Here is a 14,393-nt window from a genome sequence, read left to right as displayed (position 1 = left end):
CGTCGTGGGGTGTCCACTACCCGCCGTCGCAGACCCGCGCTGATCGCGTTGGTGATCATCGCGACCTGTGGTTGCCTGGCCCTGGGTTGGTGGCAGTGGACCAGGTTTCAATCGACCTCGGGCACCTTTCAAAATCTGGGTTACGCGTTGCAGTGGCCATTGTTTGCTTGGTTCTGCGTCTACGCGTACCGCAACTTCGTTCGGTATGAAGAGACGCCCCCGCAACCGCCCACCGGCGGCGCCGCCGCCGAGATACCTGCCGGATTGCTGCCCGAGCGGCCGAAGCCGGCGCAGCAGCCACCCGACGATCCCGTACTACGGGAATACAACGCCTACCTAGCCGAGCTAGCCAAGGACGATGCCAGGAAGCAGAACAGGACCACCGCATGACCGCACCCGAAACGCCCGCGGCGCAGCACGCCGAGCCTGCCATCGCCGTCGAGAGGATTCGCACCGCTTTGCTCGGCTACCGGATCATGGCGTGGACGACGGGCCTCTGGCTCATCGCACTGTGCTACGAGATCGTGGTCCGCTACGTCGTCAAGGTTGACAATCCGCCGACGTGGATCGGTGTGGTGCACGGCTGGGTGTACTTCACGTATCTGCTTCTGACGTTGAACCTGGCGGTCAAGGTCCGCTGGCCGCTCGGCAAAACAGCCGGTGTTCTGCTCGCCGGCACAATTCCGCTGCTCGGCATCGTCGTCGAGCACTTCCAGACCAAAGAGATCAAGGCCCGCTTCGGGCTTTAGCCTGTCGCCAGGGAGCGCAGCGCCGGCAGCAGCAGAGCCAACGCGCGACCGCGATGGGATACCGCGTCCTTTTCCGCCGGGCTCAGCTGGGCCGCTGTGCGGTCGTCACCGTACGGGACGAAGACCGGGTCGTAGCCGAACCCGCCGTCACCGCGCGGCTCACGGGCGATCGTGCCGGGCCATTCACCGCGCACGACAACTTCGCCGGACCCCGAGACCAACGCGCAGGCCGACACGAACGCTGCTCCGCGCCGCTCATCGGGCACATCGCACAACTGCGCCAGCAACAGCGCGGTGTTCGCGGCATCGTCGCCATACCTGCCGGACCACCGGGCCGACAGCACGCCAGGCATGCCGCCCAGTGCGGCCACCTCCAAACCGGAGTCGTCGGCAACGCTGGCAAGTCCGGTCGCGGAGAACGCGTCGCGCGCCTTGGCCAGCGCGTTGTCCTCGAATGTCACACCGGTTTCTGGTGTTTCAGGCAGCGGCGACACATCGCCCAGCGACAACAGCGTCAAACCCGATAGTCCGGCGCCGTCCAACACCCGGCGCAGTTCGGCCAGCTTTTTGCGGTTGCGGCTGGCGACCAGAAGCTTGGTCACAAGCGCCACTCCTCCTCATCGCTCCGCTCTGCATCGTCGCGGCGCGGTCAGGTGCCAAACGCCTTCGGCGGTGGCGGTCCCTGCGGCAGCACACCCGGATACGGCAGCGCCAACGCGTCGCGTTGTGCGGCAAACAACGTGTCGCAGGCGCCCAGTGCCATGTCCAGCAGCTTATCCAGTGTCGAACGTGCGAACGTCGCGCCTTCGCCGGTGCCCTGAATCTCTACCAGGGTTCCGGTGTCGGTAGCGACGACGTTCATGTCGACCTCGGCGCGCGAATCTTCCTCGTAGGGCAGATCCACCCGGATCCTGCCGTCGACAACACCGACGCTGACCGCGGCGATGGCACACGACAATGGCCTGGGGTCGGACAACTTACCCGCCGCCGACAAGTAGGTCACTGCGTCGGCCAATGCCACGTAGGCGCCGGTGATGGCCGCGGTTCGAGTGCCACCATCGGCCTGCAACACATCACAATCGATAGCGATCGTGTTCTCCCCCAGCGCCGCCAGGTCGATGCATGCGCGCAGCGACCGGCCGATGAGCCGACTGATTTCCTGAGTACGCCCGCTAAGCCTGCCTCTCACCGACTCGCGATCAGAGCGGCTGTGGGTGGCCGACGGCAGCATGGCGTACTCCGCGGTGAGCCACCCCAGACCGGTTGCTTTACGCCACCGGGGCACCCCTTCGGTGACGCTGGCGGTGCACAGGACCTTGGTGTGACCGAATTCGATGAGCACCGATCCCGCCGGGTTTTCGGTGAAACCGCGGGTGATGATCACCGGGCGAAGCTCGTGGTCGAGCCGGCCGTCTTCTCGCTTGGACACGACGCCAACCCTAGACCTAGCCGGCTCGCCGGACTTCGAACGTCTCGTCGCATACCACCGCGTGCACCGGGCCGTCGAACTCGGCCTTGGCCTCGCTGATGACGTCCTCACGCGAAGTCCACGGCGGGATATGCGTCAGCAGCAGCTCACGAACGCCGGCTTGCGCGGCAACCATACCGGCTTCGGTGCCCGACAGGTGTAGATCGGGTGGATGTTTGGGCGAGTGTGTCCAGGAGGCCTCGCAGAGGAAAACGTCGACGCCGCGAGCCAGCTCGACGAGCTGGTCACAAATGCCGGTGTCGCCGCTATAAGCCAGTGACGCACCGCTCGGATCGGTGATCCGCAGGCCAAACGACTCAGTCGGGTGGGCAACCAGCCGCGGCACTATCGTAAGGGCGCCCAACGTCACTGGCTCACTGTCGGCCCAGTGGTGAACATCGAAGATATCCGAACAGTCGTCAATCTCCCCACCGTACGGGGACGACGCCGCCCCCAATCGCGACCAGGTGTCGCTGGGGCCGTACAACAATGCCTTGCCAGAGGGACGCGACGGGTGGTAACGCCGCCACACAAAAAGTCCCGGCAAGTCCAGACAATGGTCCGCATGCAGATGCGACAGCAGCACATGCACCGACGCGGGATCCGCGTGCCGTTGCAGCGCGCCGAGCACACCCCCGCCGAAGTCGATAACCAACGGCGGTGTGTGCGGCGCTCGGAGCAAATACCCCGACGCAGGCGAATCCGGCCCCACGACGCTACCGGAGCATCCGAGCACGGTTATCCGCACGGACACTACTGTGCCATGCCCGATACAACGATGCGGAATACATCGACGCATTCGGTGACGAGAATCTCTTCCATGGCCTAATGAATGCGCGATGGGTGAACGGGTTGCACACCACCGAGCACCGGACCCAGGAATCGTGCGGCCAATTTGGTAAACGCTTCGGGGTCGCCCGTAGCTTCAAATATCCGAGTTGCCGGCGGCGCGTCATGCGGACGCAATAAGTCGATCTCGGTGAGCACCCGGACCACTTCCTTAGCGGTCTCCTCGGCGCTGGAGACCAGCGTGACGTTCTCGCCCATCGCCAGTTGAATCAGTCCGGACAGCAGTGGATAGTGCGTACAGCCCAGCACTAGCGTGTCGACCTCGGCGCGCTGCAGCGGTTCCAGGTAGCCCTGCGCCAGACCGAGCACCTGACGACCGCTGGTGACGCCGCGCTCGACGAAGTCCACGAAGCGAGGGCAAGCCACCGCGGTGATTTCGGTGTCGCGGGCCGCAGCGAACGCGTCCTGATAGGCGTGTGAAGTGATGGTCGCCCGCGTGCCGATTACCCCGATGCGGCCGTTGCGGGTGGCGGCCACCGCACGCCGCACCGCCGGCAGTATCACTTCGACGACGGGCACCTGGTAGCGCTCGCGAGCATCCCGCAGGCACGCCGACGACGCCGAGTTGCAGGCGATCACCAACGCCTTGACGCCTCGGCCGACCAGATCGTCGCCGATGGCCAGCGCGTGCGCCCGGATCTCCGGGATGGTCAGCGGACCGTACGGGCCGTTACCGGTGTCGCCGACGTAGACGATGTCCTCGTCGGGCAGTTGGTCGATGATGGCCCGCGCGACCGTCAGTCCCCCGACGCCGGAATCAAAGACTCCGACGGGCGCCAACGGCGAATTCATAACTTCGGATGCCCGGAACGCGCGCCGGCCCTTTTCAGTGCACGGGCCTTACGCTCCGGAGCGGACAACAGATACGCCGCCACGACGCCAGCAACCGCACCACTTAAATGACCCTGCCATGACACGCCACCACACTGGCCCAGCACCGGCATCGCGCCGAGCAGGATGCCGCCATAGACAAACAAGACCACCAGCCCAATGACGATATCCCATCCCTTGCGCACAAAAAGCCCGAACACCAATAGGAAGGCCAGCCAGCCAAAGATCAGGCCAGAGGCGCCGATATGGTCGGTCGGGCCACAGCTGCTGCCCACATTGCCGATCAGCCAAGTGCCCAAGCCGCCCAGAATCCAAATGATCGCGGTGGCCCAGACAAACCGGGACAGCCCGGCCAGCGTCATAAGAAACCCCAGCACCAGCAGCGGGATGGTATTGGCCATTAGGTGGTGCCAGTTCGCGTGCAAAAGTGGCGCAAAGATGACGCCCCACAGGCCGTCTGTTTTCAGCGGCCTGATGCCGTTGACGTCCAGCCGACTCCCGGACAGCTGGTCGATCAGTTCGACGAGATAGAGCAGCGCGACGAAGGTGAGGATCGTCGTCCCGCCGACCACCCAGCGCGGGCGCTTCGTCGTCTGCGTTGTCGGTGTTCGCGGACGGCCTGTGGGCCGTGTTATCTGCACCGCTCCTCCCCGTCGCTTCCGGCGCGGGGTCATGCCCATAGTTGCCCTTCCAGAGCGGTCTCGGCGTCATCCAGGCTACCGGCGTAGGCGCCGGTGGACAGATACTTCCACCCGGCGTCGGCGACCACCAACGCAATGTCGGCCCGCTCGCCGGCCGCCAGGGCGCCGGCCCCGACTCCGAGTGCGGCGTGTAGCACCGCGCCGGTTGAGATGCCCGCAAAGATGCCTTCGGTGTGCACCAACTCGCGGGTGCGGCGCACTGCGTCCACCGCGCCGACAGAATATCGCGCGGTCAGTATTTCCGGGTCATACAGCTCGGGCACAAAGCCTTCGTCCATGTTGCGCAGGGCGTATACCCCCTCACCGTAGCGGGGTTCGGCCGCCACGATCTTGACGTTGGCAACGTGCTCGCGCAGGAAACGGCCAGTGCCCATCAGCGTGCCCGTGGTGCCTAGGCCGGCGACGAAGTGCGTGATTTCGGGCAGGTCGGCCAGCAGCTCGGGGCCGGTGCCGCAGTAGTGCGAGTCGGTGTTGGCGGGATTGCCGTACTGGTACAGCATCACCCATGACGGGTTGGTCGCGGCCAGCTCTTTGGCGGTGGCCACCGCAGTGTTGGACCCGCCTTCGGCCGCCGAGAAGATAATCTGCGCGCCGTAGAGCTCGAGCAGCTGCCGCCGTTCAACCGATGTGTTCTCCGGCATCACGCAGATCAATCGGTACCCCTTCAACCGGGCCGCCATCGCCAGCGAAATGCCGGTGTTTCCGCTGGTGGGCTCCAGGATGGTGGCGCCCGGCCGCAACAACCCGTCGGCCTCGGCCTGCTCGATCATCCGCACAGCCGGGCGGTCCTTGATCGACCCGGTCGGATTGCGGTCCTCGAGCTTGGCCCACAGCCGCACGTGCGGTCCGTCTCGCCCGTCATCCCAGCGTGGCGACAATCGCTGCAGGCCAACCAGCGGCGTGTTGCCCAAGGCCTGCAACAGCGAGTCGTATCGTGTCATGTGCTCCGCTCACCCACCGGCCACGGCGGGGAGGATGGTGACCGAGTCACCGTCAGCGATCGCGGTGGCCAAGCCGCCGGAGAACCGCACGTCCTCGTCGTTGACGTAGATGTTCACGAAGCGGTGCAACTTACCTGGGGAAGACGGGTCCATCAGGCGCTCGGAAATGCCCGAATAGTTGGCCTCCAGGTCGCTGATGACGGCACCCAAGGTATCGCCGCTGGCCGAGACACTCTTCTGGCCGCCGGTGTGGGGCCGCAGGATGGTCGGAATGGATACGGTGACGTTCATGCTGGCCTTTCTCGGAACGGTTCAGTACTGCTCGACGACATTGACAGGTTCCTCGGTGACAGCGCCATCGACGATGCGGTAGCTGCGTAGCTCGTGCCGGTGCGGGTCGCGGGTGGACACCAGCACGTAGTGCGCGTCGGGTTCGGTGGCAAGCTTCACGTCCGTACGGCTCGGGTACGCTTCGGTCGCAGTGTGCGAGTGATAGATGACGACCGGGACCTCGTCGGCATCTTCCATAGCCCGCCACACCTTCAGTTGCTCACCGGAATCCAACCGGTAGAAGGTCGGCGAGCGCTCGGCATTGGTCATCGGGATATGCCGCTCGGGACGGTCAGAGCCCTCGGGTCCGGCCAGCACTCCGCAGGCTTCGTCGGGGTGGTCGCGACGCGCATGGGCCACCATCGCATTCACCAGGTCTGCGCGAATCACCAGCACGTAGACGGTTCCTTTCCTAAGCAACACCGAAGTTTCAGGACCCGAATGCTCCGGGAAACATGTCACGGTAGGTCGGTATTCCGGCTACCGGCTGAGCATTGAGCACGCCGGCCAGCACCGCACGAGCCAGGCAATCAGCCGCCGCCGCACCGACCGCGGTGACCAGCTGAGTCTCCGGAGACAATGCGGCCGGCACGCCGGCCTCCGGCGGCACCGCTACCGCGCCGGTGGCCAGCGCGAAAACCGTGTCGCCATCCAAGGGGGTGTGTGCCGGCCGGATGGTGCGGGCCAACCCGTCGTGGGCGGCAATCGCGATGCGCCGGCAAGCCGCAGGGCTCAGCGCGGCGTCACACGCAATCACACCGATCGTCGTATTGAACGGGGTGTTGAAGGCTCCCAGCGGGGACGATAACTGCGCCAGCGCAGCAATCTGCTCGGCCGGCGGGGCCCTCAACGCGAACTCGCCGACTAGGTCGGCCATCCACGGCAAGCCGGTGGCTGGATCGACGACGTTGCCAGCGGCATTTACCACAGCAAGGACACCGACGGTCACACCGGACTGCAGGGTAGCCGATGCAGTCCCGACACCGCCCTTGAGCGCTCCGGCGCGCGCCCCAACCCCCACGCCCACCGTCCCGACCGCGACGTCGACTCCGGCTGCCGCACAGGCCGAATAGCCGAAATCGGCCGTCGGCCGACAATTCCAGCCGCCGACCGGAAGGTCGAAAATCACCGCGCCCGGCACGATGGGCACCACGCCGCTGTCCATCGCGACGCCGCGCCGGTGTTCCTCTAGCCAGCGCATGACGCCATCGGCGGCGGCCAGACCGTAGGCGCTGCCGCCGGCGAGCAACAGGGCGTCGACGAAGCGCACGCTGTTGGCCGGGTCCAGCAGATCAGTCTCGCGGGTTCCAGGGGCGCCGCCGCGGCAATCGACCGCACCGACCGTCCCGGGCGGCGGCAACACCACCGTGACGCCACAAGCCCACCCGGCGCCGAGGGACGCGTCGGGGTCCAGTCTCTGGTAGTGGCCAACCCGGATGCCCCCGACGTCGGTGATGGAGTTCATCGGGCCGCCGCGCAGATCATCGAGACCCCATCAGCACCAGCACGAGGTATTCCTGCAGGACTGTCAGCCACTGGTAGACATTGAAGTGCGCGGCCAACGGGTGGTTCCCCGGCAGGCGCTCCGGCCCACGCGGGCCGATCTCAAGCATCACTCCGAGCGCCAGCCGAAGGTCGTTGACGGCGGCGATCCAAGCATTGGCGTCGGATTCCGTCAGCTCCAACCGGCCGCCATTGTCCGGAACCGTGTCTAATAACTGCTGCGCGGCAACACGTTTGGCGTCGATAATCTCAGGTTCGTGCAGGCTGCGCAGGGCAGCGTTGAAGCTCTCGGAGCCGTCGACGGCCGTCGGATCATCGTCATCCAGGTCATCGGGACGGTAGAAATCCGGCAACAGCCGACGCAAGGTCGGGTCACCCGGACGCTGCGCATGCCCGGTCTTGATGCCGGTGATCTCCTCGAGTTCGTCTGACGGCGAAGAAGAGTCGCGATCGTCGAGCAGCCCGATCATCGCGCCTGCCAGGTTCTTGAGCAGGGCGGCCTCATGCGGAGCCAACGACGATCGAAAGCGGGGACCATCGCGGGTCTCGACGCGCTTCCACCTGCGCACGATGGATCCCGAATATCCTCGAATCTCACCGGTCCTGCTGCATCGTCGCCCACAAACCGGCGGCATGCAGCTTGGACACGTCGACTTCCATGGACTCTCGGCTGCCCGCGGACACCACCGCCTTACCTTCGTTGTGCACCTGCAACATCAGCTTGGTGGCATGCGGCTCGCTGTAGCCGAACAACTTCTGAAACACGTAAGTCACGTAGCTCATCAAGTTGACCGGGTCGTCCCACACGATGGTGACCCATGCCCTGTCCGTCACGTCGACCGGAGCAGACTCGCGCTGCCAGGTGGTACCTGGCTTGGCGGGCGCTGACACAACAGCCATGGCCCCAGGATACCCAGCGCACCGTGGCCGCGAGCCGATACCGTGGCGGTGTGAACGACTGGGTCCCAACCGGGCGACGCTGCGGACCGCGTCGGACCGCTGTGGGGCCACCCCCAGCCGCCAGGCGGCGAGAGGGAGAGCCCGACAATCAAGACCCAGCCGGGCTGTTGACCGACAAGTACGAGTTGACCATGCTGGCGGCTGCCCTGCGCGACGGCAGCGCCAATCGCCCCACCACATTCGAGGTGTTCGCTCGCCGACTCCCCACCGGCCGTCGCTACGGAGTTGTCGCCGGAACCGGCCGGTTGCTGGAAGCGTTGCCGCAGTTCAGGTTCGACGCTGACGCGTGCGAGTTGCTGGCCCAATTCCTCGACCCGGCCACGGTGCGGTATCTTCGCGAATTCCGGTTCCGCGGCGATATCGACGGCTATGCCGAGGGGGAGCTGTATTTTCCCGGGTCACCGGTGCTCTCGGTACGCGGCAGCTTCGCCGAATGCGTCCTGCTCGAAACGCTGGTGCTGTCAATCTTCAACCACGACACAGCGATCGCCTCGGCAGCGGCGCGCATGGTCAGCGCCGCCGGGGGGCGCCCACTGATCGAGATGGGCTCGCGGCGCACCCACGAACGCGCCGCGGTGGCAGCGGCCCGGGCGGCGTATATCGCCGGTTTCGCCGCGTCATCCAACTTGGCGGCGCAGCGACGCTACGGAGTGCCCGCGCACGGCACCGCGGCACACGCATTCACCATGTTGCACGCCCAGCATGGCGGCCCCACCGAACTAGCCGAGCGAGCCGCATTCCGCGCCCAGGTCGAAGCGCTGGGACCCGGTACCACGCTGCTGGTGGATACCTATGACGTCACGACCGGTGTGGCCAATGCCGTTGCCGCCGCCGGCGCTGAGCTCGGCGCGATCCGCATCGATTCCGGTGAGCTTGGGGTACTGGCCCGCCAAGCGCGGGAGCAGCTCGACCGGCTAGGAGCCACCCGGACGCGCATCGTGGTGTCCGGCGACCTTGACGAGTTCAGCATCGCCGCGTTGCGCGGTGAACCCGTCGACAGCTACGGCGTGGGCACGTCGCTGGTCACCGGGTCGGGCGCGCCGACCGCCAACATGGTCTACAAACTGGTCGAGGTAGACGGTGTACCGGTGCAAAAGCGCAGCAGCTACAAAGAATCCCCCGGCGGCCGCAAAGAGGCACTGCGGCGCTCCCGTGCGACGGGCACCATCACCGAGGAGCTCGTGCATCCGGCGGGCCGTCCGCCGGTCATTGTCGAGCCGCACCGGGTTTTGACGCTGCCACTGGTCCGCGCCGGGCAACCGGTAGCCGATACCAGCCTGGCCGCGGCACGGCAGCTGGTGGCATCCGGGTTGCGCAGCCTGCCAGGCGACGGGCTGAAATTGGCACCCGGCGAGCCGGCGATTCCGACACGCACGATCCCGGCCTGAGCGCAAGGATGTGACCACGTCCCGTGTCCGAGTCGGTATCCATGTCTGTGCCTGAGCTGCTTGCCATCGCCGTGGCGGCACTTGGCGGCACCCGGCGTCGCGGCCAGCAAGAGATGGCCGCCGCGGTAGCGCATGCGTTTGAAACCGGTGAGCACTTGGTGGTCCAGGCCGGCACCGGAACCGGCAAGTCGCTGGCGTATCTGGTTCCCGCGATCATCCGCGCTCTTTGCGACGACGCGCCGGTCGTGGTGTCGACGGCGACGATCGCTTTGCAACGTCAACTCGTCGATCGTGACCTGCCCCAGCTGGTAGATTCGCTCACCAATGCGCTCCCCCGCCGACCGAAGTTCGCCCTGCTCAAAGGTCGACGGAACTACCTGTGCCTGAACAAGATCCACAACTCAGTCACAGCCAGTGACCATGACGACGAGCGGCCGCAGGAGGAGCTCTTCGACCCGGTGGCGGTCACCGCGCTGGGACGCGATGTGCAACGGCTAACCGCCTGGGCTTCGACGACCGTGTCTGGTGATCGCGACGACCTTAAGCCCGGTGTGGGAGACCGATCCTGGTCGCAGGTCAGCGTTTCGGCGCGGGAATGCCTCGGCGTGGCCCGCTGCCCGTTTGGCTCGGAGTGCTTCTCCGAACGGGCTCGTGGAGCGGCCGGCCTGGCCGATGTCGTCGTCACCAACCACGCGCTGCTGGCCATCGATGCCGTCGCCGAATCGGCGGTACTGCCAGAACATCGGCTGCTGGTTGTCGACGAGGCTCACGAATTGGCCGACCGGGTGACCTCGGTAGCCGCCGCTGAGCTGACGTCTGCCACGCTCGGTATGGCCGCACGACGGATCACCCGGCTGGTCGACCCGAAAGTGACCCAGCGGCTTCAGGCGGCTTCGGCTACCTTCAGTTCGGCGATTCACGACGCCAGACCGGGCCGCATTGATTGCCTCGATGACGAGATGGCGACCTATCTGAGCGCGCTGCGCGATGCGGCCAGTGCGGCGCGCTCAGCGATCGATACCGGCAGCGACACCACGACGGCGTCCGTGCGCGCCGAAGCGGGCGCGGTACTGACCGAAATATCCGATACCGCGTCACGAATCCTGGCGTCGTTCGCCCCCGCTATCCCTGACCGCAGCGACGTGGTTTGGCTGGAGCACGAGGACAACCACGAATCGGCTCGCGCGGTGCTGCGGGTGGCTCCGCTATCGGTGGCCGAGCTGTTGGCCACCCAGGTGTTCGCCCGTGCAACGACCGTATTGACCTCGGCAACGCTGACAATCGGCGGGTCGTTTGACGCGATGGCCACGGCATGGGGCCTGACTGCAGACACGCCCTGGCGTGGCCTGGACGTGGGCTCGCCTTTCCAGCACGCAAAGTCGGGAATCCTCTACGTGGCCGCCCATCTCCCGCCGCCGGGCCGAGACGGCAGCGGCTCGGCCGAACAACTGACCGAGATCGCCGAACTCATCACCGCTGCAGGTGGGCGCACCCTGGGGCTGTTCTCGTCCATGCGGGCCGCCCGGGCAGCCACCGAGGCCATGCGCGAACGGCTGTCCACGCCGGTGTTGTGTCAGGGCGACGACAGTACGTCCACGCTGGTGGAGAAGTTCACCGCCGATGCGGCGACCTCCCTGTTCGGCACGCTGTCGCTGTGGCAGGGGGTCGACGTGCCGGGACCGTCGCTGTCGTTGGTGTTGATCGACCGCATCCCGTTCCCCCGGCCGGACGATCCCCTGCTGAGTGCCCGCCAGCGTGCGGTGGCCGCCCGTGGCGGCAACGGCTTCATGACGGTCGCCGCCAGCCACGCGGCGCTGCTGCTGGCACAGGGATCCGGCCGGCTGTTACGGCGCGTCACCGATCGGGGCGTGGTTGCGGTGCTCGATTCACGGATGGCTACCGCCCGCTATGGCGAATTCCTGCGAGCCTCGCTGCCGCCCTTTTGGCAGACCACCAACGCCACGCAAGTGCGCGCGGCCCTGCGGCGCCTTGCGCGAGCAGACGCAAAAGCCCACTAAATCGGCCAGATTTAGGAGCTTTTGCGTCTTCTCGGCGGGTCAGGCCAGGGTGACCAGGCCGAGCTCGTTGCTGGCGGCCAGCATCGGGTGGCGAGGCAGCACCCGCACGGTGTATCCGACTGGCCCCGCCAGCGGCAGCGGCGTCGTCGTCGAGAAGATCTCGTAGCCGCCGTCGCCGGTGCCGGTATGCGCCATCTCGACGGTGACCGGATCCATTAGCACATCGCCGGCGTCGACCCTGCCCAGCACCCCCTGCACCGTCACGTCGTTTGGCCTCAGCCCGGCCAGCCGCACGGTTGCCGTCAGGGTCAGCTGGGACCCGAGCAGTGGAGTATCCGGCAGACCGGTGCTGTCGACGTCGGCAATCTCGATCTTGGGCCACGCTTCTTCCGCGCGCCGGCGGTAGTCGGCCAGCTCGCGGGCCGCGTCGAACTGGGCGCCCGCGGTCCGGCGAAAAGACTGCGCCGCCGGCGCGTAGTAATGCTCGACGTAGTCGCGCACCATTCGAGAAGCCAGCACCTTGGGCCCGAGCGTTTGTAGGGTATGCCGGACCATCTCTACCCACCGCTGCGGCACCCCGCGTTCATCGCGCTCGTAGAACTTCGGTGCCACGGCTTGTGCCAGCAGGTCGTAGAGCGCGCCGGCCTCCAGGTCGTCGCGACGGTTCTCGTCCGCCACACCGTCGGCAGACGGTATCTCCCAACCGTTTTCGCCGTCGTACCACTCGTCCCACCAGCCGTCACGGATCGACAAATTCAGCCCGCCGTTAAGCGCGCTTTTCATGCCCGAGGTACCACACGCCTCTAGCGGCCGCAGCGGGTTGTTCAACCAGACGTCGCAGCCCCAGTACAACAGCCGGGCCATCGACATGTCGTAGTTCGGCAGGAAGGCGATGCGGTGGCGGACCTGCGGCCGGTCGGCGAACCGCACCACCTGCTGGATCAGCGCTTTGCCCCCGTCGTCGGCCGGGTGCGACTTCCCAGCCACTATCAGCTGGATCGGCCGCTGTTCGTCGAGCAGCAGTTGCTCGAGCCGATCGGGATCGCGCAACATCAACGTCAGCCGCTTGTAGGTCGGGACCCGCCGGGCGAAGCCGACGGTGAGCACATTCGGATCGAATGCCGTCGCGATCCAACCCAGTTCGGCATCCGTTGCACCACGTTCCAGCCATGATTGCCGCAACCGCGCCCGGACGTCCTCCACCAGCATCGACCGCAGTTGTGAGCGGATCCACCACAGATGAGCAGGATCGACCTGATGCAGTCGCTGCCAAACGACGGGCTCGCGCAAAGAGTCCGACCCGGCCAGCTCGCGGCCCAGCTGCAACCACTGCGGCGCCGCCCAGGTGGGCGCGTGCACACCGTTGGTGACGGAGCCGATCGGCACCTCATCGGGGTCGAATCCCGCCCACAGCTCGTTGAACATGGCACGACTGACCCGGCCATGCAGCAACGAGACGCCGTTGGCCCGCTGCGCCAGCCGCAGGCCCATGTGTGCCATGTTGAATTTGGCCGGATCGTCCTCGGCGCCCAACGCGACGATGCGGTCGGCCGGCAACCCAGGCAACAGCCGAGACCGGCCATCGCCGCGCTGGTCATTGACGTAGCGCTGCACCATCTCGAGCGGGAACCGGTCGATCCCGGCGGGGACGGGAGTATGAGTGGTGAACACCGTGCTGGACCGCACCACAGTCAATGCGGTGTCGAAATCCAAACCCGCATCGGTGACCAGTTCACGGATGCGTTCGATGCCGAGGAATCCGGCGTGGCCCTCGTTCATGTGGAAGACCTCAGGCGGGGTGAGCTTTTCGACGGCGGTGTACGCACGAATCGCCCGCACCCCGCCGATGCCGGCCAGGATCTCTTGTTTGATGCGATGTTCCTGGTCGCCACCGTAGAGGCGGTCGGTGACGTTGCGCAGGTCGTGCTCGTTCTCCGGGATATCAGAATCCAACAAGAGCAACGGAACCCTACCCACCTGCGCTACCCAGATCCGGGCGCGCAACACGGCGTTGTCTCCCAGGGCGACCTCGACCAGCACTGGATCCCCGTTGGCGTCGGTGAGCAGACGCAACGGCAGCCCTTGCGGGTCCAGCGATGGGTAGGTCTCGTGCTGCCAGCCGTCCGCGGTAAGCGATTGCCGGAAGTAGCCGGAGCGGTAGTACAACCCCACCGCGATCAGCGGCACGCCCAGATCGGACGCGGATTTCAGATGGTCGCCGGCGAGAATCCCAAGACCGCCCGAGTAATTAGGCAACACCTCGGCTACCCCGAACTCCAGCGAGAAGTACGCGATCCCGGTCGGCAGGGCTTGTGCGGCTACCCCGGCGTCCTGCTGCTCCTGATACCACAGCGGACGGCTCAGGTAGTCGTTCAAGTCGGCCGCCAGCTCATCGAGGGCGCCCAAAAATTCTGCGTCCAGCGCAAGTTCGTCGAGACGCGCTGGGTTCACCGCGCCCAGCAGCGCCACCGGATCATGACCGCATTGCTCCCACAGTGCAGGGTCGATCGCCGCGAACAGATCCTGTGTCGGTTTGTCCCAGGACCACCGCAGATTGGTAGACAGCTGGTCCAGGGCGGCAAGACGTTCGGGTAGGTGGGCTCGGACGGTAAACCGGCGAAGGGCTTTCACGCGTCCTTACCTTACTGAGGATGC

The 14,393-nt window shown here is 66.1% G+C and carries 16 protein-coding genes and 1 other annotated feature; of the genes, 4 read left to right on the top strand and 12 right to left on the bottom strand.

Annotation, left to right across the window (positions count from 1 at the left end):
- Window positions 1-9: 9 nt before the first annotated feature.
- Both lprD and Rv1342c read left to right on the top strand, forming a co-directional pair.
- Window positions 10-390 carry a lipoprotein LprD gene (gene lprD / locus Rv1343c; RefSeq protein NP_215859.1) on the top strand — a complete coding sequence of 127 codons (381 nt, stop codon included), beginning with the start codon at window positions 10-12 and terminating at the stop codon, window positions 388-390.
- Window positions 387-749, top strand: a complete 363-nt coding sequence (locus Rv1342c) for a hypothetical protein (protein ID YP_177800.1) — start codon at window positions 387-389, stop codon at window positions 747-749. The genes lprD and Rv1342c overlap by 4 nt, the downstream gene beginning before the upstream one ends.
- Here the strand turns inward: Rv1342c and Rv1341 are convergent.
- From Rv1341 to Rv1331, 11 genes are all read right to left on the bottom strand, one after another.
- Complete coding sequence (locus Rv1341; RefSeq protein NP_215857.1) at window positions 746-1,360, bottom strand: non-canonical purine NTP pyrophosphatase; 615 nt, start codon at window positions 1,358-1,360, stop codon at window positions 746-748. The genes Rv1342c and Rv1341 overlap by 4 nt on opposite strands.
- Window positions 1,352-1,402, bottom strand: a repeat region (51 bp Mycobacterial Interspersed Repetitive Unit,Class II). Its footprint overlaps the gene before it by 9 nt.
- Window positions 1,399-2,178 carry a ribonuclease PH gene (gene rphA / locus Rv1340; RefSeq protein NP_215856.1) on the bottom strand — a complete coding sequence of 260 codons (780 nt, stop codon included), beginning with the start codon at window positions 2,176-2,178 and terminating at the stop codon, window positions 1,399-1,401. (Overlaps the previous feature by 4 nt.)
- A 16-nt stretch (window positions 2,179-2,194) precedes the next feature.
- Complete coding sequence (locus Rv1339; RefSeq protein ID NP_215855.1) at window positions 2,195-3,016, bottom strand: hypothetical protein; 822 nt, start codon at window positions 3,014-3,016, stop codon at window positions 2,195-2,197.
- A 26-nt stretch (window positions 3,017-3,042) separates the two neighbouring features.
- Window positions 3,043-3,858 carry a glutamate racemase gene (gene murI / locus Rv1338; protein NP_215854.1) on the bottom strand — a complete coding sequence of 272 codons (816 nt, stop codon included), beginning with the start codon at window positions 3,856-3,858 and terminating at the stop codon, window positions 3,043-3,045.
- On the bottom strand, window positions 3,855-4,577 hold the full coding sequence (locus Rv1337; protein ID NP_215853.1) for an integral membrane protein: 723 nt from the start codon (window positions 4,575-4,577) through the stop codon (window positions 3,855-3,857). The genes murI and Rv1337 overlap by 4 nt, the downstream gene beginning before the upstream one ends.
- Window positions 4,568-5,539 (bottom strand): O-phosphoserine sulfhydrylase, encoded by a 972-nt coding sequence (cysM, locus tag Rv1336; protein ID NP_215852.1) that lies wholly within the window; start codon window positions 5,537-5,539, stop codon window positions 4,568-4,570. The genes Rv1337 and cysM overlap by 10 nt, the downstream gene beginning before the upstream one ends.
- Before the next feature lie 9 nt (window positions 5,540-5,548).
- Complete coding sequence (gene cysO, locus Rv1335; protein ID NP_215851.1) at window positions 5,549-5,830, bottom strand: sulfur carrier protein CysO; 282 nt, start codon at window positions 5,828-5,830, stop codon at window positions 5,549-5,551.
- Between the two features lie 21 nt (window positions 5,831-5,851).
- On the bottom strand, window positions 5,852-6,292 hold the full coding sequence (mec, locus tag Rv1334) for a [CysO]-cysteine peptidase (RefSeq protein ID NP_215850.1): 441 nt from the start codon (window positions 6,290-6,292) through the stop codon (window positions 5,852-5,854).
- 7 nt (window positions 6,293-6,299) lie between these two features.
- Window positions 6,300-7,334 carry a hydrolase gene (locus Rv1333; protein ID NP_215849.1) on the bottom strand — a complete coding sequence of 345 codons (1,035 nt, stop codon included), beginning with the start codon at window positions 7,332-7,334 and terminating at the stop codon, window positions 6,300-6,302.
- Window positions 7,335-7,350: 16 nt separating this feature from the next.
- Complete coding sequence (locus Rv1332) at window positions 7,351-8,007, bottom strand: transcriptional regulator (RefSeq protein NP_215848.1); 657 nt, start codon at window positions 8,005-8,007, stop codon at window positions 7,351-7,353.
- Window positions 7,967-8,272 (bottom strand): ATP-dependent Clp protease adapter protein ClpS, encoded by a 306-nt coding sequence (locus Rv1331; protein NP_215847.1) that lies wholly within the window; start codon window positions 8,270-8,272, stop codon window positions 7,967-7,969. Before Rv1331 ends, Rv1332 begins: the two co-directional genes overlap by 41 nt.
- A gap of 101 nt (window positions 8,273-8,373) precedes the next feature.
- On the opposite strand from Rv1331, the gene pncB1 reads away from it, so the two are divergent.
- Together pncB1 and dinG are read left to right on the top strand one after the other, a co-directional pair.
- Entirely contained in the window at window positions 8,374-9,720 is a 1,347-nt protein-coding gene (pncB1, locus tag Rv1330c) for a nicotinic acid phosphoribosyltransferase PncB1 (protein ID NP_215846.2), read from the top strand.
- Between the two features lie 23 nt (window positions 9,721-9,743).
- Window positions 9,744-11,738 carry an ATP-dependent helicase DinG gene (gene dinG, locus Rv1329c; protein ID NP_215845.1) on the top strand — a complete coding sequence of 665 codons (1,995 nt, stop codon included), beginning with the start codon at window positions 9,744-9,746 and terminating at the stop codon, window positions 11,736-11,738.
- Between the two features lie 39 nt (window positions 11,739-11,777).
- Here the strand turns inward: dinG and glgP are convergent, their stop codons facing one another.
- The gene (glgP, locus tag Rv1328) at window positions 11,778-14,369 is read right to left on the bottom strand and encodes a glycogen phosphorylase (protein NP_215844.1); all 2,592 of its coding nucleotides are present in this window, start codon (window positions 14,367-14,369) and stop codon (window positions 11,778-11,780) included.
- Window positions 14,370-14,393: the final 24 nt, after the last annotated feature.

The organism is Mycobacterium tuberculosis H37Rv (genome assembly GCF_000195955.2).
In the GTDB taxonomy this organism is placed as follows: Bacteria; Actinomycetota; Actinomycetes; order Mycobacteriales; family Mycobacteriaceae; genus Mycobacterium; species Mycobacterium tuberculosis.
This window is presented reverse-complemented; position numbering and strand designations above follow the sequence as displayed.